The sequence below is a fragment of the Flavobacterium sp. genome, assembly GCF_044339515.1.
In the GTDB taxonomy this organism is placed as follows: Bacteria; Bacteroidota; Bacteroidia; order Flavobacteriales; family Flavobacteriaceae; genus Flavobacterium.
Genome location: NZ_JBIIVK010000005.1, coordinates 22,057 through 48,695, shown reverse-complemented (window position 1 = coordinate 48,695; position 26,639 = coordinate 22,057). Strand labels below are relative to the sequence as shown.

The window sequence follows — 26,639 nt, the reverse complement described above, 5'->3', positions numbered from 1 at the left end:
CAATTTGTACTTCATCATCTATAAATAAAACAGGAGCTTGTTTTAGTGTCTTACAATAAATCTTCTGGAATCATTGGTTTCTCCATTATCAAACTGAATAAAATATACACCGTTTGTTAATGCTTGTGTATCAAAACTTACTTTGTTTCCGTTTTGGGTAGAACTTAATTTCATTTGTTGACCCAACGAATTGTATATAGCAAAATTGTATTCCGAAGCCGCATCCATTTCTACAATTAACTCGTTATTGGCTGGTACAGGATGTAAAATAACTTTTAGACGATTGTTATCTGCAATACCAAGTGTTTCGGTAACTTCAATTTTATGGTTCAAACGGTTGTAACCGGTGGACGATTCCCAAACATTGTTGTTGGCAAAACGAATCGCATATTCAGGTCTGTTAGCCAATGATTCATAGGCATCAGGAAGATGCAAATACATATCATAATTTCCGGGAATAATTCCATCCGGTAGAGTTAAATTTTCTGTGATGGTAACTTCATCTTGCCAAAGTCTAGGATCTGAATCCAACATTATGGAGAAAACGTCATTTGTTACTAAATTTTTCAAAACAATGTAAGCATATCGCTCATTAAAAGGAGCTGCATATCCAACGTTTTCAATGTTAATTGTAACCGACAATTGATTATCCAATGAAACACTTTGTGGCAAAATTGCACTGGTTAGTACAAAACGATACCCAAGATTTTTTTGAATGTCTTGATAGCAATCGCCGGTTTGCCAACCATTAATTACATTTGGATGATAATCTAAATTAAGATAAGACCAGTGAAATTTAGCCATTTCAAATTGTGCAGTCGTACAATTAGTTCTGGATTCAAAAACAGCACAGGTTTCTCCACCCATTGGTAAAAATTGAGTTTCTTGATCTAAATACGGATATTCAGTATTTACGTTTGAATAAGTTCCAACATCAGTGTTACTTGATAAAAAACAATCATTATGATGTCCAATTCTTGCTAAACTAGTATTTGTATAAGCTTGACTCGGTGGGAGAGGAGCGGGAGTATTATACATTTGTTGTTTCATCTTAGGATAGCGAATTTGTACAGCTCTTGTATTAGGTAAAGCATTTAAAATGGCATCAGTGATATTTTTACGGTGAGCATAATTGGCAGCAGTCAAATTGGTTTCATTGTAGCCCCAACCGCCAAATTCGGCTTGGTCTGTGTAGTACCATTCGCCCCAAGCTCCAATAAATCCGGCTTGCATGACAGCGATAACATCTGCATTAGCAATCAAAATAGGTTTTATTTGATTAATATGTTCCAACATTCTGGCTTTAGTAGCATCCAAAACAACATCATCACCATAATCATCAGAATAGGCAAAACGAATTACACTTTTTAAACCGGCATTACGAATTCGGTTAAAATCCGTTTGCATGTTGTTCAAATAGGATTGCGGAATGGCAGAATTAACAAAATCATTTAAATAAAAATAGCGAAAAACCAACGTAATATTTTGGTTCGTTCGATAGTTGGTCAACGAAGATTGGTTCAAAAGACCATAACCACCTGAAGATGAAGATTGGGTATCACTGTACTTATAAAATCCACGCTCAGGATTTGGAAAGTTGGCACTCGATTCAGTATACGTTACTGTTGTTGTTTGTGCACCTCCGTAAATAAACAGAAGAGCACCAAAAAAGGTAAATACTTTTCTCATAGTAGTAGGTAAGTTTTTGCTAAATTTGGGTTAGCGGATTAAACAATTTTAGTTTTACTAGCATAATACGATGTTGTGGCTCATTGTATTATGGATTCAAATATAGATGAAATGCTTTTTTTTTATCGATTAAATGCGTTAAAAAAATGCACTAAAAATCGATGAAATACATAAAGTGTAAAAAAATGTAAGATTATGATTAAGTATTAACAACAATTTATGTAGGTTTTGGTTCACTTTTTAAACTTTTTTTTATGTAAACATATCAACTGGTGTGTAATGATTTAAGAAAATGATTACTAAGAATTTTTAATTTTGTCATATTCATTCTTTCACCATAAATTTTATCTTTTTTTTCTTTTGATTAATATTTATTAAACCAATATTTCTAAGAAAATATATTGATTTAAATATACTCTTATTATTTACTCATAATTGAATTATAATTTATATTATGTAAAATAGAATATTTTAAAAGCTAGGCTAAACCCTTCTATTGCTGATAAATATAAATGACAAAGAAATCAAAATAAAAGCAACTGTTATAACTATACAATTGATTATTAAATTGGAATAACCGATAAGGTTAACTTCTAAAAACGGATAAGGATAATACTTTGAGTAATGACCAATCGATAAAACACTAAACAGATAAATCAATGGAAAAATCAAGATTTTGAAAGTAAATGTATACGATATATAAATTTTATTTTTTGAAATAAACCAAAATGCAACAAAAAGAATCGGATTGACCACATGTAATAATTCATCCACAATTTTCTGTAAACCGGTTGGCTCCCAAATAAATCGTAAGACAATGTTATATACGATTGCAACAATACTAATATATACTGCAATAGCAGTTTGCGTTTTGTAAGATTTAAATAAAGTAGAAAATTTAAAAAATAATGTTGTAAAGCAAATACTAACCAAAAAATTAGACAAAATTGTAAAAAAAGAAAAAAACCTAATAATAGAATTAAGTAAATCAACGCTACTATTTTGTAATAAAAGAATGAATTGTGTCACTAATGAAAACCATCCCAATATAAATCCGAATAATAAAATGAATTTGTGAGTTTGCATATTATCCTATTTTTGATAAAATTAATAAAACCAATTGTAAATTTGACTTCAGTAATAGAATTTATGTAACTTTATACTTTAAATTTTTAGAGCCATGAAAAATTCAATTGCTGAACGAATTGCAGATTTTCTGAAAAACTTCCCGCCATTCAACAGTCTTACATATACTGAATTGGTTACAATTTCCAATGAAATTCAAGTGGTACATGTAGAAAAAAACCATGTCTTGTTTAAAATCGGAGACAAAACCCATCCTTTCTTTTATGTCGTGAAAGAGGGTGCAATCGGACTTTCCGTTACTTCCGATGCCGAAGAAGCATTAATTGACAAATGTGATGAAGGAGATATTTTGGGACTACGTCCATTTTTTGCAAAAAACAATTATTTGATGACCGCCAAAGCCCGTGAAGAAAGCCTTTTGTACGCTATTCCAATTGATGTTTTCAAACCCTATGTGAGTCAAAATGCCGAAGTTTTAAGCTTTTTGTTAGAAAGTTTTGCATCTAATACGCGTAACCCTTATGATAAAGAAAATAGAGGAAAATTGATTTCCGAGAATGTAATTTATACCGAGCAAAGTTCAGAAATTCAATATTTTCAACCTATTTCTTATACAAAAAGTCCTATCACAGCATCCAGAAAAGATATTGTGAAATTTGTGGCACAAACGATGACACAAAGCAAAATTGGTAGCGTAATTATTCAAGATAATAGTTTACCGGTTGGCATTGTGACCGACAAAGATTTGCGTTCAAAAATCGCCACTGGCCTATTTCCTATTGATATTACCGTAGATCAAATCATGTCGGCACCGGTCATTACAGTTGCCGAAAACATTTCGATTGCAGAAACACAAATGATGATGCTTAAGCACAATGTTGGACATCTTTGCGTGACAGCCGATGGAACGAACAAATCCAAAATCATGGGAATTATTTCTGAACATGATGTAGTAGTAGCTCAAGCCAACAACCCCGGGGTTTTACTCAAGCAAACCAAACGGGCAACACGTTCGAAAGAATTAAAAGCGGTTCGTGAAAAACTAAATGATTTAATTCAGAATTCATTAGATAAAAACATTCCAATTCAACATATTTCATCTCTTGTCGGCGAAATTAATATTGCCATTACCAAACGAGCGGTAGAATTAGCCATTGAAAAAATGGAGGAACAACCCCCTACTCGCTTTGCCTGGATGAACATTGGCAGTCAAGGTCGTAAAGAGCAATTATTGATGACCGACCAAGATAATGCCTTAGTTTTTGAAGATGTGGAAGAAGAACGTTATGACGATGTGAAAAAATATTTCCTCGAATTAGCCGAAAAAGTAACCAAAACACTCCATAAAGTTGGCTATGAATTTTGTCCTGCAGAAATGATGGCCAGTAATCCAATGTGGTGTAAATCTGTCACCGATTGGAATAAGCAGTACAATTCTTGGATTAATAAACCCGGTGAAAAAGGAATTTTAATGTGCTCTATTTTCTTTGATTATGATTTTATTGTGGGTTATGAAAATTTGGTGGATTTGATTACAGATAACATCTTTGCCAATGTGCACAATAACCAATTATTTTTTGCTTATTTGGGCACAGATGCATTGAAAAACCCTCCTCCACTTGGCTTTTTTCGTCAGTTTTTGGTGGAAGATGACGGCGAACACAAAGATACTTTTGACATTAAAAGCCGAGCAATCATGCCATTGGTTGATGCTGCTCGTTTATTGGTTTTAAGTCAGGATATAAAAGGAATCAACAACACCTATCAACGGTATAAAAAATTAGCCGAATTAGAGCCTCAAAACGCTGATTTATTTGAAAGTTGTGCCGAAGCTTTTTCTACCCTTTCTCTCTTCAGAACGGAAGAAGGTCTAACCAATAATAATAACGGTAGGTATTTGAATTTGAATGAATTATCGAAATCAGATAAAGTAAAACTTAAAAATGCTTTTCAACCTATCCGCGATATCCAAGATGCTATCAAAAATCGTTTTCAACTCACCTATTTCACATAAGATATGGTATTCGATTGGTTTAAAAAAGTAAGCAAAGATTATCCAAAATTTTGGGAAAATTATCTTGAAAATTTCGAGCAAGAACCCGACGAGTTACAACCAAAACGTTATGTAGTTTTTGATTGCGAAACAACGGGTTTAGATCATCGTAAAGATGTTATTTTATCAATTGGAGCAGTTGCTGTAATTGATAATGCCGTGATTGTAAACGATTCACTTGAACTTTTTTTAAAACAAGATCTTTATAAATCAGAAACCGCTTCAATTCATGGTATTTTAAAGGAAGGAAAGGAAGAAAAAATTGTGGAAGCCGAAGCCATCATTCGCTTTTTAGAGTTTATTAAAAATTCTACTCTAGTAGGCCATAACGTGAATTTTGACATTGAAATGATTAATCAAGCTCTCAAACGCTTGGAAGTGGGAAAACTCAAAAATGACAGCATGGATACTGATGCCATGTATAAGAAATTCAAAGGTTTACAGGAAGATCAACATTCTACTTTAGATGAATTATGTAAAATTTTAAAAGTAGAAAAAAGCGACCGTCACACTGCTTCCGGTGATGCTTTTATTACAGCTTTAGTTTTTTTGAAGCTAAAGAAACGATTGGATATTAAATAAGTCTAACCACTTTTTCATACCTTCCATGGTGACTTTTTGAAATATGAATGTGTTTTCCATTCTTAATTATAAAACGAATTCCATCTTTTTTATGAATTTGAATTGTATTTGAAATTTCAAGTACACCACCAAAAGCTTGGTTTTTAAGTGCTATCGAATGGATGAAATCATCTTTTATTGTTGTTTTGGTATAGAAAAGTTGTTGTTCAAATACTATTATTCCATTTTTAAAATCAGTGTTTTCAATTCGCAAAGGATAAAATCCTCTTGATCCATTTTGTTGTCGGATGATTTTATAAACGGCTTCCTTCCTACTCCACAATATCCAAACCATAACCGTTGGATTTTGGTCGGAATAAATAAGGTTTTGTTCTTTTGTAGTAAATATTTTATTGAGGTAACCTTTTCGTTGCCAATTGCTTTCTACTTTTGCTAAAGCTAAATCTACAACATCATTCCCAATCATTTTTCATTTAATTTTTTTTCGATAATATCCAACGCTGCTTGAACATTGAGCATTCTTTCCATCGATGCATTGTCAATCACAATATCAAACGCTTCTTCAATATCTAAAATAACATCAACCAAATTGGCGGAATTAATCTTCAAATCATTAATAAAATCAGTGTTTTCATTTAAATTGTCAAACGCTTCTCGATTTTTGATGTAAGGTTTTACTATATTTTTGAGTTGGAGAATGGTTTCTTCTTTGTTCATCTTCTTTTTTTTACGAAGATACGCAACTTAGCGAAACTTTTTGAAAACAACACACGCATTAACATCGCCAAAACCAAAACTGGCTTTTACCGCAATATTAATTTCTTTTTGAATAAGTTGTTGCGGAATTTTTTCCCTTTCAACCAAAGCCTCAATTTCCGGATGCAAATCTTCACGATTAATCGAAGGAAAAATAAATCCGTGATGAACTTGCAAAATGGTCGCCACACTTTCAATACTTCCGGAAGCCGAAAGACAATGTCCTATCATCGATTTCAACGAATTAATATAAGGAAAATTAGATTGATTTAAATTTAAAGCTTTACTCCAATTAAAAATCTCTAAACTATCTTTAATTGTGGCAGTTAAATGTCCGTTTATTGTATCAATTTCATTGGAATTTATATTTGAATTTTTCAACGCATCTTCAATACACTTTTGTACAGCAATGGAATTAGGTGCGGTCATTGTTCCTTCACCTCGTTGTCCGCCGGAATTACTGTTTCCACCTAAGACTTCTGCATAAATGGTAGCATTTCTAGCTAAAGCCGACTCTAAATCTTCCAAAAGAATTGCTCCTGCTCCACTTCCGGGCACAAATCCAGAAGCACTTGCACTCATCGGTCGAGAGCCTTTTTCAGGCGAATCATTGTGTTTGAAAGTACAAACCCGCATGGCATCAAATCCGCCCCAGATATACGGACCGCTATCGGAGGTGCTTCCCACCAACATTCGCTTGGCTTGTCCGGAAACGATTCGGTCGTAGCCCATCAAAATGCTTTCTGTTCCGGTTGCACACGCAGATGAATTGGTGGTTACTTGATTTCCTAAACCTAATTTGGCTGCCAAATAAGCACTCACGCCACTATTCATGGTTTGAGCAACAGCAGTGCTTCCCAATCTTCTGGTTTGAAAATCATCAATTTTATAGATGCTTTCCCTGAATTTTTCAATTCCGGAAGTTCCTGAACCGAAAATTGTACCGCTATCCCAATCGGGATTATTGTTGTTTTCAATGGATAATCCGGCATCTTTCCAAGCATCAATGCCGGCAATCACTCCATATAAAATTCCGGATGCATTAAAGTTTTTTAATTCTAATGCTGTAAAATATTCATTTTTTAGTTCTTCCGTTATTTCAGGCGTTCCCGAAATTTGGCAGGAAAATTGCAATCGTTCTAATTCTGCATCGTGTTTGATTCCCGAAAATCCGTCTTTGATGGCATGCAAAAAGTTGCTCACGCCCACACCATTGGGAGCAACAACGCCTAATCCGGTTATTACGACACGTTTTTTTTGCATTTTATTTTACTATTATTCCTGACAAAGTTCCACTACAAACTTCTTCATTTTTGCTATTCATCATTCGAACTTTACATTTTAATTTTCCAAAACGGAAATACACTTTTTCTGAAATTACGGTCACTTTTTCGTTGGGGTAAACGGGTTTTAAAAATTCAACTTCGGAGGATGAAAAGGCGATTTTCAAAACATCTTCGTTCAACGTCAGATAAATTCCCAAACAAACCAATCCAATTTGAGCCATTGTTTCGATTAAAATCACACCTGGCGTAATTGGATTATTTTTAAAATGACCTTTGTAAAAATCTAACTTTTCATCAAACGTAAAGGTTCCTTTTGCACCATTTTCATTAATTTGGAGCAATTCATCTACAAAAAGAAACGGTTTTTGGTACGGAAGTTTACTTAAAATTAAATCGGTTTCACTCATTTCAATTTTATTTTAAAGACTTTCACCACCATCTACTTTTACAATTGTGCCATTGATCCATTTGGCTTCTTCTTTACAAAGTAAATAAACCACATTGGCCACATCTTCGGGCCTTGTCAATCGTTTGAATGGATTTCGTTTAATTGCAATTTCTTTAATTTTTTCACTGTTCGGAATCAATTGAAGTGATTTTGTATCAGTCACACCCGCTTGAATACAATTACTTTTGATGCCAAGGGGTGCAAATTCAAAAGCGATTTGTCTTGATATGGCTTCCAATGTGGCTTTGGCTGCACTCACAGCTCCGTAATTTGTAATTGGTCGTAGGCTTCCTTCGCTGGTAAAAGAAATGATTCTGGCATCGTTATGAAATAATTCAGCTTCAAAAACTGCTTTTGTCCAATCGTAAAGCGAAATCGACATTGCATTGATAGTTAACAAAAAATCATCGGTTAACAATGAATTTTCTGAAGTCATACTTTTTAAACTTCCTTTTGCGATACTGTGTATGAGGCATTTTATCTTGTTTGAACCGATTTCAGTCTTTATTTGACTGATGATTTCTTGTCGTTTTTCAGTTTGTAAAGCATCGACATTAAAACTCAAAAAGGAAATTCCGGTTGATTTGATAGATTCAAATTCTTGTTCAATTTCAGGTAATTCCACTCGCGTATTTCGGTGAACGATGCAAATATTCATTCCGTTTTCAGCTAACTTTTTAGCAGAAGCTAATCCTAATCCGGAACTTCCTCCGAGGATAATTGCCCAAGTATGTTGAAATTCGTTTACCATTCTACTAAAATTCGTTGTGCTGTAAATCCGGGACCGAAACTCAACATCAACCCTCTTTGACCTGATGTTGGATTCTGTTGCATAATTCTTTCCAAAACAAATAAAACTGTGGCACTTGACATATTTCCGTATAATCGCAACACTTCTTTAGTATCGTCGATGTTTTTACCTAAATCTAAAAATAAATCTTCGACTAAATGTACGATTTTTTTCCCACCCGGATGAAAAATTAAATAATCTATATCAGCAATTGTCAAATTATTTTTTTCTAAAAATGGATGAATTATAGTTGGGAAATGTTCGCCAATTGTTTCAGGAACTTCAATATCCAAAACCATTTTTAAACCTTTATTCGTCAAATCAAAACCCATCATGTGTTCTTTATCATAAAAATGATACATGGCTTCGTCAACTAGTTTTGGACCTTCGTCTTCGGGATGGGAAGACATTAAAACACACGCTGCTCCATCACCAAAAATCGCAGCACTGACAATGTTTGCCATCGAGAAATCATCTAATTGAAACGTTGCTGTTGGACTTTCAACGGTAATCACTGCCGCTCTTTTGTTGGGATTGGCTTTGAGGAAGTTTTTGGCATAAATTAAACCCGAAACTCCACCAACACAACCCATTTCGGTTACAGGTAATCGAACAATATCTTGTTTTAGCTCTAAGCGATTGATTAGATAAGCATCTAGGGATGGAATCATAATCCCGGTGCAACTCACAGTAATAATATAATCAATGCTTTTCGGACTCCATTTTGCATTATTTAAAGCTTTTTGTAGCACCTGTTCGCCCAAAACAATCATTTCTCTGGAATAAATGGCGTTTCTTTCCTCAAAAGATGATAAGGAAAAAACTTCTTCCGGATGCATAATGGAATAACGTTTATCTACTTGAGCTCCTTCAAAAATCTTTTTTGCTTTTCGTATGAATCGATCTTCCTGACTATGCAACCAACTATCCAAAAAAGGAATAATTTCCGAAGTTTTTCGAGAATATTGCGGCACTTGCGTAGCAACAGTGATGAGTTTAACAGTCATTTTAATTTATTTATTTCCGAATAATCCATTGGTATCTAAACGCCCATTTCCATTGAATCGTTTGTTCTGTTGCGTTAATTTTTCGTGAAAAGCCAATCAATTCTTCTTTTTTGAACCCTTTTAAAATAGAAAGCAAACCGTCTTTTTTAGGCATCTCTCTTAATTGAAAGATAAAACAAACCAATTGAAATAAGTGATAAGCAACGGAACTTCGGTGCAAATCATTTATAACAATTCCTAGCTTACTTTTTGCTAAATAATCTTGTAAAATTAGATTAATTTCATCATCACTAAAATGATGTAATGTTAAGGTAAACAAGGTAATATCAAATCTTACTTGACTTTTTTGTTTATGTAAAATATTTTCCTGAATATAGTTGATATTTGGGAAATTTTCAGATAATTGTTTTGCTTCACTGATTGTGTAAGCATTAGCATCTATCCCAATTAAATCAAATTGATATCCGTTTGAAAGTCCAAATTTTGCAATTTCACGCAACATATCGCCATTTCCGCAACCGACATCACAAATGGTAATTGGTTGAGATTTATCGATTGATTTTAGTAATTCTTTTACACCATTAAGTGTTAACTTGTTTCCGCCTAATTTCTGATTAATTGAGGCAATGGTTTGTAAAGCAGAGGATAATTCACTTCCTTCCATAGAAAAATCATCCATTAATTCTTCTTCTCTGTTGCGAAATTTGGTGTGTACAAACATTATTGAATTGGCTTTCCGTGCGTTTTTTGAATTAGGAAAGGTAGTGATTTTGGGAAGATTATCAGCCATTTCATCATCATATTACTGAGAAATGGATTGAGTAGTAATTTGGAGAGGATTTTACCCATTTGAATGCGTGATTTAAAATTGAAATTCCATTGTTTGGCGTAATTCATTTCCAATTCGCTGCGATTTATTTTCCCATTTAAAAAATCAAGCGTGAATTCACTGGCTATTTTGGCACTGTGAATGGCCATCGCCATTCCGTTTCCACATAGCGGATGGATTAATCCGGCGGTGTCGCCTAGCATTAAAATATGGTTTTCAACTTGCTTTTTGCTTTCAAAGGATACTTGACTTATGGTTAATGGTTTTTCAAAAAGCAGTTCTGAATTGTCAAAAATAGCTTTCAGTTTTGGGTTTTTATTTAAAACATTTATTTGAAAATTTGAAATATCTTTTTCTTTTTTAAATGATTCAAATTTAGTCAGATAACAAATATTGATGATGTCATCCTCTACTTTTGAAACACCACAATAACCACCATCAAAATTATGTAATTCGACTAAATCATTCGGAAAATCGCCTTTATAATGAGCTTTTACAGCTAACCAAGGTGATTTTTTTTGAATAAAATTCCGTAGAAGTTTGATATCTAAATTTGACCGTTTACCAAAAGCTCCTAAAACTACTTTGGCTTGGAAAGTTTTGTTGTTTTCGGTTTGAATGGTAAACAAATCATCTGAAAAATCAATTTCATTTACTTGTTGATTAATGATTTGACAACCGGATTCTATGGCTTTTTCGTAAAGATAATTATCTAATTTAAAACGACTTATTCCGAATCCGCCTAACGGAAGATTGGCAGAAATCGATTTTCCGCTAATGATTGAAATTAATGTTTTATGGATGTGAGTTGGTTGTAATGATTCAATATTCAAACCTAATTCTTCAAAATAAGGAAGAACTTCATTCGATATGAATTCGCCACATACTTTGTGTTTCGGATAAGTGTTTTTTTCAAATAGTACAACCGATTTTCCGGCTTTACACAAATGAATCGCTGCGGTTAATCCGGCGAGACCGCCACCGATGATTGCTATTTGGGGATTTGGGTTCATTTGAGCTAAGTTATACTAAATAACTCAAAAAAACAGACTGTTTTAAAATGATTTAAGATTTGTTTATCTTTTCTCTTTTTTCCAATTCCTCTTTAATCGATTTTATTTGTTTGGAGAACACAATAATCAAAGGCAAAAATGCCACCGGTAAAATTGTAAAAACCGCACTTTTCATTTTTATCATAAAAAATATGCCGCTAAATAACATAATGGACATTGCTATTAAGATTAATATAGACGATGTTTTAAGCGTTTTCTGTTTTGCTTTGAGTTCGTCAACAGTGAGTTTGGTTAAATCTTGTTCTTTCATAACTTTGTTAGTAGTAAAAACCGCTTGAACGTTGAAGTCTAGCGGTTTAAAATTTAACAAATATAATTAATTTACAATTTTCCTTCCTTAATTTCCTCCACAATTTCAGGATTCAATAACGTAGTTATATCTCCAAAATTAGAATAATCTCCTTCCGCGATTTTTCTCAAAATACGACGCATGATTTTTCCACTTCTGGTTTTTGGTAATCCGGATACGAATTGAATTTTATCTAATTTAGCAATCGGTCCGATTTGATCAGAAATTTGTTGGTTTATTTCTTTACGGAGATTTTCTTTATCACGGGTTTCTCCGGTTTCTTTTAATATAACAAAGCCGTACAATGCATTTCCTTTCACATCATGTGGGAAACCAACAATGGCACTTTCTGCCACAGCCGGATGTTCGTTGATGGAATCTTCGATAGGAGCTGTTCCTAAATTATGACCGGAAACAATAATCACATCATCTACTCTACCAGTGATTCGGTAATATCCTACTTCATCACGTAAAGCACCATCTCCGGTGAAATATTTCCCCGGGAACGCAGAAAAATAGGTTTCTTTATATCGTTGATGATCACCCCATATTGTTCGTGCCATTGAAGGCCACGGGAATTTAATACACAAACTTCCGGTGACTTGATTGCCTTCAATTTCGTTTCGCAATTCATCCATCAAAACGGGTTGAATTCCCGGCAATGGTAAGGATGCATACGTTGGTTTTGTTGGCGTTACAAAAGGAATGGGCGAAATCATGATTCCCCCTGTCTCGGTTTGCCACCAAGTGTCGACTAATGGGCAACGCTTACCTCCTACGTGGTCGTTATACCAGTGCCATGCTTCTTCGTTAATTGGTTCCCCTACGGAACCAATCACTTTTAGTGATTTTAAGGGATACGACTGAACGTAATCTATACTTTCTTTGGCCAATGCACGAATGGCTGTTGGAGCCGTATAAAATTGAGTGATTTTATGTTTTTCAATTACTTCCCAAAAACGACTGAAATCAGGGTAAGAAGGAACGCCTTCAAAAATTACTGTTGTAGCTCCGTTTAATAAAGGTCCGTACAAAATATAAGAATGTCCAGTAATCCAACCGATGTCAGCTGTACACCAATAAATATCATTTTCTTCGTAATTGAATACATTTTTAAACGTATAGGCTGTATAAACCATATAACCTGCAGTAGTATGCAACATTCCTTTTGGTTTTCCGGTTGAACCGGAAGTATAAAGAATGAACAATGAATCTTCTGCATCCATAATCTCTGCTACATTGTTAGGAATGGCCTCGTCTAAAAGCGGTTGTAACCAAAGGTCACGCCCCTCTTTCATGTTCACAGTTGTGTGCGTTCTTTTGGCAACCAACACTTTTTCTACACAGGGTGATTTTTCTAATGCTTCGTCAATAATCCCTTTTAAATCGATTGTTTTGTTACCACGATAACCACCATCAGAAGTGATAACCATTTTACATTCGCTATCGTTAATTCGAGTTGAAACTGCCGACGCAGAAAACCCTGCAAAAACCACTGAATGTATCGCTCCAATTCGAGCACAAGCTAAAACCGATACCGCTAATTCAGGAATCATTGGTAAATAAATACAAACTCTATCTCCTTTTTTAATTCCTTGATCTCTCAGCACATTGGCCATTTTGGCAACTCGTGCATACAAATCATTATATGTAATATGTTGAGCTTCTTCGTCAGGATTATTGGGCTCAAATATTATCGCCGTTTTATCTCCTCTTCGAGCTAAATGGCGGTCAATACAGTTTTTGGTAATATTTACTTTGGCATCCAAAAACCATTTGAATTTTGCTTCTTGCATATCAAATTCAAATACTTTGTCCCATTTTTGATACCACGTAAAATTTTCATCGGCAATTCTATCCCAAAATTTTCTGGGCTCTCGAACCGATTTTTTATACATTTTGAAATAATTTTCGAGGTCATGTATTTTATAATAACTCATAATTTTTCAGTTTTTTGGTCTAATTTTTATGTAAAAATAACGAATCTAATCGTTCATTGCAATGTATCTTTGCTAAAAAGATATAGGTAAAATTGTGTTTATGATTTTATTTTTGTGTGGTTACTGCATATTTTTCAACAACTTCCATTATTTCATCAATAATCAATTCGTCGTCAATGGTTGATGGAATTTGAAATTCAATTTTGTCAACGATATTTCGCAATAATTTCCTAAGAATTTTTCCAGAACGTGTTTTCGGTAATCGTTGCACAATCAGTACATTTCGCAAAAAAGCCACAGCACCAATTTGGTTACGTATTAAATGAACAATTTCATATTCCAATTGAAAATGTTCTGTATCATTTCCGGTTTTCATTACTACCATAGCTAAAGGTATTTGTCCACGAAGTTCATCATTCACACCAATCACAGCACATTCAGCCACAGCAGGATGCGAAGCCACAATTTCTTCCATTTCGGCAGTTGACAATCGATGTCCTGCCACATTGATTACATCATCTACTCTACCGGTTATAAAAATATAATCTTCTTCATCTTTAAATCCGCCATCTCCTGAGAAATAATAACCCGGAAATTTTTGTAAATAACCGGAATGAAAACGTTCGCTATCTTTCCACAAATCAAGCATAGTGCCGGGTGGCAATGGTAATTTAATCACTACAAAACCTTCTTCGTTGTCACCCACTTCTTCCCCATTATCATTCAAAATTCGAATATCATAACCTGAAACGGCTTTGCCGGCAGAACCGGGTTTGATATGAAGAAACTCCACTCCCATCATATTAGCAATCATCGGCCAACCGGATTCCGTTTGCCACCAATGGTCAATAGCCGGAACAGGAATGTGTTGATTATACCATTCTAAAGTGGCTACATCACATCTTTCTCCTGCTAAAAATTGCGTTCGCAAACATGATAAATCATATTGTTTGATAAATTCCCCATTAGGGTCTTCTTTCTTAATAGCTCGAATAGCGGTAGGTGCCGTAAACATCACTTTTACCTGATGTTCTGAAATCACACGCCAGAAAGTAGACGCATCGGGTGTTTTGATAGGTTTTCCTTCAAAAATGATGGTTGTGTTTCTGTTTATTAGTGGACCATAAACAATATAACTGTGCCCAACCACCCAACCTACATCGGAAGCTGCCCAAAAAACTTCACCGGGCTGAGCACCGTAAATGTATTGCATTGAAAATTTTAGTGCAGTTGCATAACCGCCTGTATCTCTTACAATTCCTTTTGGTTTTCCCGTTGTTCCTGATGTATATAAAACATATAAAGGATGTGTTGATTCCACTGAAACACAATCAACTTCTTCTGAACCGTAAACTAATGCATCATAATCGACATCGTATTTTTTGAATGGAACTCTAGCCCCTAATTTTCGATTAAAAACTACTACTTTTTTGGGCTTGTGATTGGCTAATTCAATCGCTTCATCAACTAAAGGTTTGTAGGCAATTAATCTGTCCACTTCAATTCCTGAAGAAGCAGTTAAAATGATTCTTGGTTTGCAATCATCAATTCGGATTGCCAATTCATGTGGAGCAAATCCGCCAAAAACTACGGAATGGGTCACTCCTATTCTTGCACAAGCTAACATCGCAAAAGCCGCTTGCGGAATCATAGGCATATAAATGACAGCTGTTTCCCCTTTTTTAATGCCTAATGAAAGTAAACCTCCCGCTAGTTTGGCTACTTCTGATTTTACCTCGTTATAGGTAAATTTTTTTAAAGTTTGCGTAACCGGAGAATCATAAATGATTGCTATTTGTTCTCCATAACCATCCAATATATGTTTGTCTAATGCCAAATAACAAGCATTTAATTCGCCATCGGCATACCAAAGTGGATAGTCATTTTTATCATTTGATAAAATGGCTTCGGGTTTTTTAAACCATTGGATATGTTCGGCTTGTTCTTTCCAAAATACTTGTGGATTGTCAAGACTTTTTTGATAAAATTCTAAATAATTCATTTTTGTGTGTTGTTACTATTGTTGCAAATCATTCTTCACCTAAGGACTATGGACTGTGAACTAAGAACTAGTAGCAAGCAATTCATTCACTTGATCCACTAATTTTTTGATTGAAAATGGTTTGGTCATGTACGCATCTGCTCCCAACTGCATTCCTTTTTCAATATCGCTTTCTTTGTTTTTGGCAGAAAGAAAAATAACTTTACAGTTGACTAATTTTTCATTCTTTTTAACCGATTCAATTGTGGCATAACCATCTACATTCGGCATCATAATATCCAAAATGATTAAATCAGGTTGTTCATTTTTTAAAATATCCAATGCTTCTTGACCATCACGGGCTATAAATACTTCAAAATTTTGTTTTTTGAATGTATATTCCAACGACATGATAATGTTGGGTTCGTCATCTACTAATAAAATCTTTTTCATCTTTATTGTATTTTCTTGGGAAGCGTAAATGAAAAGGTTACGCCATTTTGAACGTTTTCTGCCCAAATATTGCCTTTATGAGCTTCTACGATTTGTTTACAAATGGCTAATCCTAAACCGCTTCCGATTGGTTTTTTAATATTTTGATTGCTGGATTGATAAAATTTGTCGAAAATAGACTCTAAATCCTCGGGATTGACTCCTTTTCCGTTGTTAAAAACATTCACTTTTAAATATTCATCTTCTTTCTCTGAAAGGGTGATGATAATAATTCCTGCTTTTTCATCGGCAAATTTAATTGCATTGGAAACCAAATTGGTAATCACTTGAATGATTCGTTCTTCATCATAATGGATAAGAATAGAATGTTGATTTTCATCAAATTCTAGATGAATTTTTTTATTAGAAATCAATTGTTGCAGAGGCGATAGCGATTTTGAAATGGTTTGAATGATGTTTCCATTGGTTGGGAAAATTTTCTGCTTACCGGTTTCAAATTTTTCTAAATCCAAAATTTTATCAATCAAACGATTCAAACGATCCGATTCGGTAATGATGTTTTGAAGAAATTGCTTTTTCAATTCTTCCGGAATTTCATCATCGTCATGCAAAATTTCACTTGCGGCACGAATGGCGGTTATTGGCGTTCGTAGTTCATGCGTAACAGTATCCAAAAATTCATCTTTTTGTTTGTCTTTTAACACAAGGTTTTCATTCGCTTTTTTCAATTGAGAAGAAAGCTCTTTTAATTCGTTAGAGGTTTCCGTTAATTTTTTGTTGATGATGAGATTTTCTTTCGATTCCTCTAAAATTTTCAAGACTTCCGGTAAACTAATTTTGTCTTCTTTGGTAACACTTTCAATAAGGATTTTAGCTGATGCGGTTCCAATGTGACCGGTTAATAAGTTTTCAGCAAATTTGACTAAACGAGCATCCGCCATCAAATTATCGGGAGCAATATTGTATTTCATTTTAAAAATGGAAAGTGCCCGATTGGTTCGTTCTTCACCTAAAAAACGCTTTAATACTTTTTGAATATCAGATACATAAGCGGTTCCTTTCCATACAAAAGCGTTTTCATGATTGTTGATGTATTTATCGATATCAACATACATTTCCGCATAATTACGTTCGCGGTAATCACCTTTAAAACTTACTGAAACAAACAAATAAACTAAACTATTGAACAGTAAACTCCAAAAAAGTGCATGTGGAATAGGTTCCAGATAATCTAATCCAAACAATTGAAATGGTTGTAAAAAAGTAAAACCAAAGAAACCTTCTTTAAAAAAATTACTTTCAGGATTGATGGAACTTAATAAAAAAGGTAGCATGATGGTATAAAAACAAATCAGCATTCCAACAATTATTCCCGCAACAGCACCATTTAGCGAGCCTCTTTTCCAAAAAATAGCTCCGAAAAAAGCCGGTCCGAGTTGGGCAACAATCACAAACGAAATCATTCCGACGGATACCAACGAAAAATCCATGATAAAGTAGCGGTAATAAATAAAAGCTAAAATGATCATTAGAAATATACCAATTCTTCTTATGTTGACAATTCGTTCGCTATTACTTTCCTGATTGTCTTTTTGTAGAGAACCTAATACACCATACGGAATTAAAAGATTGTTACTCAACATAGTAGAAAGTGTAATAGATGAAACAACAATCATTGAAATCGCTGCAGAAAATCCTCCTAAGAAGACCAAAACCGTCATAAAAGTATTATCAAATAGTTGAGGAATTAAAAGTGAAAACATATCGGGATTGACATCTTTTCCCTCAAACAAAATATTTCCTCCCCATGCAATTGGGTAAACAAATAAATTGAATAACAAAAGATACAATGGAAATAACCAAATGGCAGTTTGAATATGTTTTTCACGATTGTTTTCCACAATTGACATGTGAAATTGTCTAGGTAAAAGGAAAATTGAAAAGAATGACAATATAATGAGCATCATCCAATTCATGCCGCCTTCCAAACCATGAACGGTATTTCTTTCTTCAAAACTTTCCAATAAGGACGCTTTAGCATAAATGGCATCAAAACCATCAAAAACATAAAAAGTTACATACAATCCTAAAATAATGAAGAAAAATAATTTAAGTACAGACTCCATTGCTACTGCAGTCACAATTCCTTTTCTTTTTTCAGAAGCATCCACATAACGAGTTCCGTAAAATGAAGCAAAAACTGCAAGAACAATAGCTACGTAGGTAGAAGTGTCTAAAAAAACATTGTTGGTTTCTTCTGATTGAGTAACAATATGAAATGTTTCAGAGATTGCTTTTAATTGTAATCCGATATAAGGTAAAATGGCGATTAATGCAATTATCGTGACCAAAGCACCCATGAATCGACTGTTGCCATATCGTAAGGATATAAAATCAGCAATACTGGAAATTTTATTCACTCTGGAAATGCGAATGATTTTTCTTAGAATCAGAATCCAAGCCGGAAAAGCAACTACAGGTCCTAGATAAATAGGAATGAAATTTAGGCCTGAATTGGCGGCCACACCAATACTTCCGTAATACGTCCAAGTGGTGCAATAAACAGCCAGTGAAAGTGAATAAACATAAGGATTATTAGTCCATTTCGAGTTTCCTTTTCGTTCTGCCCATTGAGCAATGAAGAAAAGTAATCCGAGATAAAGCAATAATATGACTAATAATAATCCGCTATTCATTGTATTTTTTTAAAAAGTAAAATGAAATAATAATGGACAATGTCCAAACTGAAAAAATGTAAAAATAGATAATTGGTATGCCCAGTAGAGCTTCAGATTTGTTGAAAAGTAATAGTATAGGAAAGTTGAATGCCATCCATAACAACAAGCTAATCAGTACAAATTTTTGAAGATGCCTTTTTTTCATTTTTAGTATTTCAATTGAATCACAAACTCTGCTCTTGAAATTCAAAAGCAGAGCATATAAAATTATATAGAGATAATTCTTTTATTAATGCCCGGTTGCTTCACCAGCTCCAGATGGAATTCGAATGTTTTCTACAATTTCCTGAACATCTTGTGGTGGTTCCGGTGTAAAACGATTTACAATTAAAGCAACAACAAAATTGGCTATCATGGCTACTGTTCCAAAACCTTCCGGTGAAATACCAAACCACCAATCGGGCTTTAAGGAATCAACTATTTCTTTACCTCCATCAAAGATACCAAATTTGAATTTCAACATATAATAAATCATCAAAACCATACCTACAACCATTCCGCTGATAGCACCTTCTTTATTCATTTTCTTATAAAAAATACCTAAAATGATTGCCGGGAAGAAAGACGCAGCAGCTAAACCAAAGGCTAATGCCACAACTGCAGCTACAAATCCTGGAGGATTAATACCAAAATAACCGGCAATAATTACAGCCACTGCCGCAGAACCACGAGCTGCCCAAAGTTCATTTTTTTCAGAAATGTTAGGGTTAATCATTTTCTTAATTAAATCGTGTGATACAGATGAAGAAATAACCAATAACAATCCTGCGGCTGTAGATAATGCCGCAGCTAAAGCTCCAGCCGCTACTAAAGCAATCACCCAATTGGGTAAATTAGCAATCTCAGGATTGGCTAACACCATGATATCATTATCAATTTTTAATTCGTTTGCTTCTTTATCAGCCACATATTGAATTTTTCCGTCTGCATTTTTATCATCAAAAGTTAGCAAACCAGTTTTTTCCCAATTCACAAACCACTGAGGCATAGAGCTGTATTCTTTGTTACTAACAGTTTCGATTAAATTTGCTTTTGCAAAAACCGCAACTGCAGGAGCTGTAGTATAAAGAATAGCAATTAGTAACAAAGCCCAACCGGCAGATTTACGAGCATCTTTCACTTTTTTAACAGTAAAAAAACGAACGATTACGTGTGGTAATCCTGCGGTTCCCACCATTAAAGCTAACGTGATGGCAAATACATCAATCATGGATTTAGAACCACTTGTATATTCATCAAAACCTAATTCCGTTTGCAATCCGTTTAATTTATCTAATAAATACGCTCCTGAACCATCAGCCACCGTTCCACCCATTCCTAATTGCGGAATTGGATTTCCTGTCATTTGAATGGAAATAAAAATGGCTGGTACCATAAAGGCAAAAATCAACACACAATATTGAGCCACTTGTGTATAGGTAATTCCTTTCATTCCACCCAAAACAGCATAAAACAAAACGATTACCATTCCAATAATAACACCAGTATTAATATCAACTTCCAAAAATCTAGAGAAGACAACTCCTACCCCTCTCATTTGTCCAGCCACATACGTAAACGAAACGATTAGGGCACAAAAAACCGCAACTGAACGAGCTGTTTTAGAATAATAACGATCACCAATAAAATCCGGCACCGTAAATTTTCCAAATTTTCTGAGATAAGGAGCTAGTAATAACGCTAATAAAACATAACCGCCGGTCCATCCCATCAGGTAAACAGCACCATCATACCCTGCAAAGGAAATAATACCAGCCATTGAAATAAAGGAAGCAGCCGACATCCAGTCTGCAGCAGTAGCCATTCCGTTAGCCAACGGTGAAACACCTCCACCGGCAACATAAAATTCTTTTGTTGATCCGGCACGAGACCAGATTGCAATTCCGATATAAAGAGCAAAGGTGGCTCCTACTATAATATATGTCCAAATTTGTACATCCATTTTGTTTATTTTTTTGAGTTGCTGAGTAGCTGAGGTACTGAGCAGCTGAGTTTTTATTTATTTTTAATATTTTCTTATGAATAGTTAACTGATTACTGTATTCTGAGCACTTTAAACTGAGCACTGAACACTGCAAACTGATTCCTATTCCTCGTCGTATCCGTATTTTTTATCTAATTTGTTCATTAGTCGTACATACACAAAAATCAAAATCACAAATGCGTAAATTGACCCTTGTTGTGCAAACCAAAATCCGAGTGGGAATCCACCGATTTTTATAGCATCTAGTGCATCTTTAAATAAGATTCCGGCACCATATGATACCAAAAACCAAATTGTTAACAGGATAAGAAGGTATTTTAAATTCTCTTTCCAATAGGCCGTAGCGTTAGCTTGGTTACTCATAATTATTGTTTTTATTGGTTATAAATATATTTGTAATTGTAATAAGATCTCACCTTTATAGGAATCTATTTTGTCAACCGCTGTATAAATCGGACGATTAGAATATTGTGCTGTAATTTTTGCATGGTGTCCATCCAGGAAAAAATTTGTACCAAAATCAAATTGATTACTGGCTTTTTCTAAAGCATCAAAATTTTTATACGTGTATGCCGCAAAAGGTTGAATTCTTACCTTTGGTTTTTCATTTTTATTAGGTAACAATACTCCGGCTTGGGTGTACCAAATAGAACCGGTTCCAATCATTGGTTGAAGGTTTCCGGGTCCTGCTAATGCTTGACCTCCGGTAAATGCAGGATTTACAACTCCTTCGTTCATAATTCCTATATTTCTTAAATAGTTAGGACCAAAATCATAGGAATAGAAAACACTGTAACCTGTTACTGCCATTTTTTTCTCTTTATTTCCAATGGGTAAATCCACAAATACATCACCGGCAAATAAATTGGTAGCATGCCTTTCTTCAATCCCATTTACTGAAGTTTTAGTTGAACTGGGTGCTGTGTAAAAACCGGCTCCTAAATTGAACATTTTTTTAGTTCCCAAATAGCTTCCAACTTTGAAAGGTAGAAAATTAGATTCTTTGTCAAAAAATTGGTACTCAAAATAACCCGCTTTTGACCATTTCGCATTGTGATTATTATCTACAGCTCTTGCCAAATCTGCATTTGTTACATCAACCGGAACATTGTTGGTAGCAAAAGGTTTATTTAAACTCAAACGGTACTCAAACCGATTGTATTTTCCTTTGGCAAAAATTCCGATTTGACGGGCAAATTGATCGGAATTTTCAATCAATGGCCAATTAAATATAGGTGCATCAATGGTCATATAATTTAATGTTGACGACATTGTCAAACGCGATAAACCCATATAATAATGTAAACCGGCTCCCATACTCAAACTAAACGGTTTTTCTTCTTTTGGCAACACAACAGCATATTCATTCCACGCATCATGAAAAAACAGCCCCGGTTTTTTACCGTTTCCATATCCACCGGTTCCACCTGAACCTGATGCACCGCCATTAATAAAGGTTTGATTGTTAATACCAATATGTGTTACAATCATATAACGAGGTGAAATTTGTGCATAGGCCAATAAACGCAAACGTCTGAGTCCAATGTCTTCTTGCTTCGATATTGCTTCATCGCCAATCATGGTTCCGGGATTCATCTCAGAGGAACGTAACCAAATCTGATTCCATGCAATAAATCGCAAGTATTTGGTTCCTTCCGGATTTAAATTAAATTTTAGTCCGCCTCCGTAATCCGGTGAACCTTGCGAAAAAGCAAGTCCGGATAACATCAAAAGACTAAGGATTAAAATAGTTTTTTTCATAAATAGAATTTTGGTTAAATAAGGGTCAGTTTGTCTTTTTTGACTCCACTAAATTCTATTTATTAATTCCATAAAAAAATTCTGTTATATATTTTTGTAAATTAGTATAGTTAATCTTTGAAACGCTCCCATTTTATAAGCATAAACTTATCCCCTAATTCGGTTATAATCATTCCGGCACCCTTCAAATGCTCTTTGTTTTTTAAGAATTCAACCAATTCTAAATGATTATAAATCTTATAGGTAGGATGATAGTCGGTATGTGCCGGTTTTTTGATTTTAAACTCTTTTACCCAATTGCTAACTGTCACGTGTGAAACCCCGATAATGCGTTCAATTTCACGGTAACTCAACCCTTCTAAATACAACTGAAGTGCTTTGGTTACATAGTAATCATCTATCTTTTTGCCTAACTTATTTACGGTGAAATAATAATTGCATTTTTTGCATAAATACCTTTGTCTGTCTTTGATGATGCCACTTTTAACAATTTGATTATTATGGCATTTCGGACACGCTAAAATCTCCATATATAAAAATTTTGCATAAATATATTAAATTAGCAATAATATAAAAAACATATTTTATAATTTTTTTAGTGAAATTTTACAAAGTGCTTAAATTTATTAGGAAAAAATTACATTCTGAATAAAATTACTCTATTTTTAAAATAGTTTGATTTTATGATGATTATAGCTTCGTTAATAACTTACTATACATTTTTAGCTTTTGAAATGGAAAGATATTCAGTCAATTTTCTTTAATTTGTAGAAACAACACTAAACGTATGCAATTCAAAACGGATGAAACAGATCCTTCTGTTTTATATAAACTATTAACCGGAACAATCATTCCAAGACCAATTGGTTGGATATCTACCATTGACAAAGACGGAGTCAATAATCTCGCACCTTTCTCCTATTTTAACATGGTTTCGAGCGATCCGCCTTGTGTGATGTTTTCCACCCGAAGAGATAATAATCAATACAAAGACACACTGAATAATGTGTTGCACAATGGTGAATTTGTTGTGAATTTGGTAACCATGGATGTTGTAGAACAAATGAATGCCACTTCAGCATCGGTTCCATCCGATGTAGATGAATTTGAATTGACCAACCTCACGCCTATCGACTCTGTTTTCATCAAACCCAAACGCATCAAAGAAAGTCCGATTCATCTGGAGTGTGAAATGATTCACCATTATTTTATAGATAATAATGAAGGAGGTGGTGCCTGTATCGTGATTGGTAAAATAAAAATGATACATATTGACGATTCCATTTTAATGGAAAAGAACCGCATTAATTTGGATGTATATAAACCCGTAGCTCGTTTGGCAGGTTCGAATTATAGTACATTGGGTGAACTTTTTTCGATTAAAAGAGCGTAAAATCTTAAGAACACAGATTTTAAAAATTCGAGAAATCTGAAAAATTAAAAACAAAATAGATTTTAAAAATTTTCTAAATTTCTTTAATCTGTGTTCAAAAAAATGATTTTAAAAATTAGAAAGATTGAAATAATAAAATAATGTCGTCAAATGAGACTTTGTAAAAAATGAAAAAAATAACCGTAATCGGTGGTGGCCCAGGCGGACTCTACTTTTCCATATTAACCAAAAAAGCAATGCCAAATTGCCAAATTGACGTGTACGAACGCAACAAACCCGAAGACAGTTTCGGATTCGGCGTCGTATTTTCCGATGAAACTTTAGGCGAGTTCTTGATGCGTGATGTACAATCGTATGAACTCATTCGAAGTGAATTTGCCTATTGGGATGATATCATTATCGCTCGTGACGGACAAACTGTTAACATTTCCGGAAACGGATTTTGCGGTTGTTCCCGAAAAACATTACTAAAATTATTACACCAACGTTGCCGTGAAGAAGGCGTCAATCTGCATTTCGAACAAAATGTAGATGATTTGAGTCAGTTTGCTGATTCAGATATTATTGTGGCTTGTGACGGAATTGGAAGTGCCATTCGAACGCAATTTGCTTCTGAATTCGGCACCAAAATTGAACTCAAAAAGAACCGTTTTGTTTGGCTAGGCTCCACCAAACCCTTGGATGCGTTTACCTATTTTTTCAGAACAACACCTTTCGGAACCATCGTGGCTCACACCTATCAATACGAAGAAGGCATGAGTACGTGGATTTTTGAATGTAGCGATGAAACTTGGCAAAAATTTGGTTTTGAAGTGACCAACGAAAAAGATACAATAGACAAAATAAGTGAACTATTTTCCGAAGAATTAGAGGGTCATCCGCTGATTTCTAATAAATCGCATTGGCGACAATTTCCGCACGTAACCAATGAAAAATGGTCGCATAATAACATTGTTTTATTAGGCGATGCTAAAGCCACCGCCCACTACTCCATCGGCTCCGGAACAAAATTAGCCATGGATTCAGCAATCGGATTATCAGATGCCGTGATTGCCAATCCCAATAATGTGCAAGCCACTTTTGAACAATACGACAAATCTCGAAGAAATACGGTAGAAATGATTCAATATGCCGCACTCGTTTCGTTGGATTGGTTTGAAAATATGGATCGTCATATGCAACATCCATTCTATCAATTTGCCTTTGGTTGCATGACGCGTTCCAAAAAAGTGACGTTTGAAAATCTACAAATTAGAGACAAGTCATTTACGGATAAGGTTTTAAAAGAATTCAATGACAATTGCAATGTCAATGACAAAAATCAATCAGCGGCATTTTCTACTTTTAAATTAAGAGATTTAGAACTTTCCAACCGAATTGTAATGGCTCCGATGGGACAATATTCTGCCGAAAACGGTTTGGTGAATAATTGGCATCTGGTACATTACGGAAGTCGAGCAACCGGCGGAGTTGGATTGATTTTAACCGAAATGACAGCGGTTTCTGCAACGGGTCGTATTACTTTAGGTTGTGCCGGTATTTATAATGAAAATCAAGTGGTTGAATGGAAAAAAATTACTGATTTTATTCATCAACATACGCAAACTAAAATCGGAATCCAACTCGGACATTCCGGTAGAAAAGGAGCAATTAAAAAACCATGGGAAGGTCAAAATGAACCGATTGATAAGGTTTGGGAATTGCTTTCCGCTTCTCCTATTCCATTACATTCCAACATAGCAACTCCGAAGGAAATGACGTTGGAACATATGAATCAAATTACTGCTGAATTTGTCCAAGCCACCAAAAATGCTGAACAAGCCGGATTTGATATGATTGAATTACAAGCCCATCACGGATTTTTATTGGCTTCTTTTTTATCACCGTTGACCAATAGTCGGAAAGATGAATTTGGCGGAAGTATTGAAAACCGAATCAAATTCCCTTTACGTGTTTTTATTGAAATGCGAAATGTTTTTCCACAACAAAAACCCATGTCCGTTCGCATTTCAGCCTCTGATTGGGCTGAAAACGGAATTTCAGAAGAAGAAGTAATCTACATTTCGAATGCTTTCAAATCAGCCGGAGCAGACATCATTAACGTTTCCACTGGAAATACGGTGGCTTATCAAAAACCGCAAATGGGCAGAATGTGGCAAACACCTTTTTCGGATTTAGTTCGAAATACGGTTCATATTCCCACCATAACCGCCGGATTTATTCAAGATATTGATCAAATTAACACTATCATTTTGAACGGAAGAGCTGATTTAGTAGCATTAGGCCGACCTTTATTAGCCGATGCTAACTTTGTTAGAAATGCTCAAGCATATGAAAATGTGCAAACCGATGATATTCCACTGCAATACAAAATGGGAAGTTCACATTTATATCCATTAAAAGCATCAGAAAGGAAACAAGTTGAAGGAATGAAAAAAGCTTTAAAACCAAAAAGCAACAAAAAGAATTAATTTTAAAAATTTGATTACTCATAAAATATC

Annotated in this window: 23 protein-coding genes; 4 read left to right on the top strand and 19 right to left on the bottom strand. The window is 34.5% G+C overall.

What is annotated here, in order from left to right:
• Positions 1-42 precede the first annotated feature (42 nt).
• Together ACIQ0M_RS02245 and ACIQ0M_RS02240 are read right to left on the bottom strand one after the other, a co-directional pair.
• Positions 43-1,689, bottom strand: coding sequence for a DUF4832 domain-containing protein (locus tag ACIQ0M_RS02245; protein ID WP_396149282.1), 1,647 nt, complete (start codon positions 1,687-1,689; stop codon positions 43-45).
• Positions 1,690-2,172: 483 nt separating this feature from the next.
• Positions 2,173-2,775: a Pr6Pr family membrane protein gene (locus ACIQ0M_RS02240; RefSeq protein ID WP_396149280.1), complete on the bottom strand. Its 603-nt coding sequence runs from the start codon at positions 2,773-2,775 to the stop codon at positions 2,173-2,175.
• 94 nt (positions 2,776-2,869) lie between these two features.
• On the opposite strand from ACIQ0M_RS02240, the gene ACIQ0M_RS02235 reads away from it, so the two are divergent.
• A complete protein-coding gene (locus tag ACIQ0M_RS02235; RefSeq protein WP_396149278.1) occupies positions 2,870-4,789 on the top strand; it encodes a DUF294 nucleotidyltransferase-like domain-containing protein in 1,920 nt (639 codons plus the stop codon).
• Between the two features lie 3 nt (positions 4,790-4,792).
• Positions 4,793-5,410, top strand: a complete 618-nt coding sequence (locus ACIQ0M_RS02230; protein ID WP_396149276.1) for a 3'-5' exonuclease — start codon at positions 4,793-4,795, stop codon at positions 5,408-5,410.
• On the opposite strand, the gene ACIQ0M_RS02225 is transcribed toward ACIQ0M_RS02230, so the two are convergent.
• The 17 genes from ACIQ0M_RS02225 to ACIQ0M_RS02145 all read right to left on the bottom strand — a co-directional run bounded on the left by ACIQ0M_RS02225 (position 5,403) and on the right by ACIQ0M_RS02145 (position 23,275).
• On the bottom strand, positions 5,403-5,876 hold the full coding sequence (locus tag ACIQ0M_RS02225) for a 4'-phosphopantetheinyl transferase superfamily protein (RefSeq protein ID WP_396149274.1): 474 nt from the start codon (positions 5,874-5,876) through the stop codon (positions 5,403-5,405). The two genes, ACIQ0M_RS02230 and ACIQ0M_RS02225, sit on opposite strands and share 8 nt — an antisense overlap.
• Complete coding sequence (locus tag ACIQ0M_RS02220; protein ID WP_396149272.1) at positions 5,873-6,127, bottom strand: acyl carrier protein; 255 nt, start codon at positions 6,125-6,127, stop codon at positions 5,873-5,875. The genes ACIQ0M_RS02225 and ACIQ0M_RS02220 overlap by 4 nt, the downstream gene beginning before the upstream one ends.
• 27 nt (positions 6,128-6,154) lie before the next feature.
• Positions 6,155-7,429 (bottom strand): beta-ketoacyl-[acyl-carrier-protein] synthase family protein, encoded by a 1,275-nt coding sequence (locus ACIQ0M_RS02215; RefSeq protein WP_396149270.1) that lies wholly within the window; start codon positions 7,427-7,429, stop codon positions 6,155-6,157.
• Position 7,430: 1 nt separating this feature from the next.
• On the bottom strand, positions 7,431-7,859 hold the full coding sequence (locus ACIQ0M_RS02210) for a 3-hydroxyacyl-ACP dehydratase FabZ family protein (RefSeq protein ID WP_396149268.1): 429 nt from the start codon (positions 7,857-7,859) through the stop codon (positions 7,431-7,433).
• A gap of 12 nt (positions 7,860-7,871) precedes the next feature.
• Entirely contained in the window at positions 7,872-8,651 is a 780-nt protein-coding gene (locus ACIQ0M_RS02205; RefSeq protein WP_396149266.1) for an SDR family oxidoreductase, read from the bottom strand.
• A complete protein-coding gene (locus ACIQ0M_RS02200; RefSeq protein ID WP_396149264.1) occupies positions 8,645-9,697 on the bottom strand; it encodes a type III polyketide synthase in 1,053 nt (350 codons plus the stop codon). The genes ACIQ0M_RS02205 and ACIQ0M_RS02200 overlap by 7 nt, the downstream gene beginning before the upstream one ends.
• Positions 9,698-9,707: 10 nt before the next feature.
• Entirely contained in the window at positions 9,708-10,418 is a 711-nt protein-coding gene (locus ACIQ0M_RS02195; RefSeq protein ID WP_396149262.1) for a methyltransferase domain-containing protein, read from the bottom strand.
• On the bottom strand, positions 10,418-11,539 hold the full coding sequence (locus ACIQ0M_RS02190; RefSeq protein ID WP_396149261.1) for an NAD(P)/FAD-dependent oxidoreductase: 1,122 nt from the start codon (positions 11,537-11,539) through the stop codon (positions 10,418-10,420). Before ACIQ0M_RS02190 ends, ACIQ0M_RS02195 begins: the two co-directional genes overlap by 1 nt.
• 52 nt (positions 11,540-11,591) lie before the next feature.
• On the bottom strand, positions 11,592-11,849 hold the full coding sequence (locus ACIQ0M_RS02185; protein ID WP_396149258.1) for a hypothetical protein: 258 nt from the start codon (positions 11,847-11,849) through the stop codon (positions 11,592-11,594).
• A gap of 71 nt (positions 11,850-11,920) precedes the next feature.
• Positions 11,921-13,828: an acetate--CoA ligase gene (gene acs, locus ACIQ0M_RS02180; RefSeq protein WP_396149256.1), complete on the bottom strand. Its 1,908-nt coding sequence runs from the start codon at positions 13,826-13,828 to the stop codon at positions 11,921-11,923.
• A 106-nt stretch (positions 13,829-13,934) separates the two neighbouring features.
• Positions 13,935-15,830: an acetate--CoA ligase gene (locus tag ACIQ0M_RS02175; protein ID WP_396149254.1), complete on the bottom strand. Its 1,896-nt coding sequence runs from the start codon at positions 15,828-15,830 to the stop codon at positions 13,935-13,937.
• 60 nt (positions 15,831-15,890) lie between these two features.
• A complete protein-coding gene (locus tag ACIQ0M_RS02170; protein ID WP_396149252.1) occupies positions 15,891-16,262 on the bottom strand; it encodes a response regulator transcription factor in 372 nt (123 codons plus the stop codon).
• Between the two features lie 2 nt (positions 16,263-16,264).
• Positions 16,265-18,958, bottom strand: a complete 2,694-nt coding sequence (locus ACIQ0M_RS02165) for an ATP-binding protein (RefSeq protein ID WP_396149250.1) — start codon at positions 18,956-18,958, stop codon at positions 16,265-16,267.
• A gap of 271 nt (positions 18,959-19,229) precedes the next feature.
• The gene (locus ACIQ0M_RS02160) at positions 19,230-20,942 is read right to left on the bottom strand and encodes a sodium:solute symporter family protein (RefSeq protein ID WP_396149248.1); all 1,713 of its coding nucleotides are present in this window, start codon (positions 20,940-20,942) and stop codon (positions 19,230-19,232) included.
• A 144-nt stretch (positions 20,943-21,086) separates the two neighbouring features.
• A complete protein-coding gene (locus tag ACIQ0M_RS02155) occupies positions 21,087-21,347 on the bottom strand; it encodes a DUF4212 domain-containing protein (protein ID WP_396149246.1) in 261 nt (86 codons plus the stop codon).
• An 18-nt stretch (positions 21,348-21,365) separates the two neighbouring features.
• Complete coding sequence (locus ACIQ0M_RS02150; protein WP_396149244.1) at positions 21,366-22,745, bottom strand: porin; 1,380 nt, start codon at positions 22,743-22,745, stop codon at positions 21,366-21,368.
• Positions 22,746-22,855: 110 nt separating this feature from the next.
• Positions 22,856-23,275, bottom strand: a complete 420-nt coding sequence (locus ACIQ0M_RS02145; protein WP_396149242.1) for a helix-turn-helix domain-containing protein — start codon at positions 23,273-23,275, stop codon at positions 22,856-22,858.
• A 257-nt stretch (positions 23,276-23,532) separates the two neighbouring features.
• On the opposite strand from ACIQ0M_RS02145, the gene ACIQ0M_RS02140 reads away from it, so the two are divergent.
• Complete coding sequence (locus ACIQ0M_RS02140) at positions 23,533-24,138, top strand: flavin reductase family protein (protein ID WP_396149240.1); 606 nt, start codon at positions 23,533-23,535, stop codon at positions 24,136-24,138.
• 167 nt (positions 24,139-24,305) lie between these two features.
• Positions 24,306-26,609 carry an FAD-dependent monooxygenase gene (locus tag ACIQ0M_RS02135; RefSeq protein ID WP_396149238.1) on the top strand — a complete coding sequence of 768 codons (2,304 nt, stop codon included), beginning with the start codon at positions 24,306-24,308 and terminating at the stop codon, positions 26,607-26,609.
• Positions 26,610-26,639 lie beyond the last annotated feature (30 nt).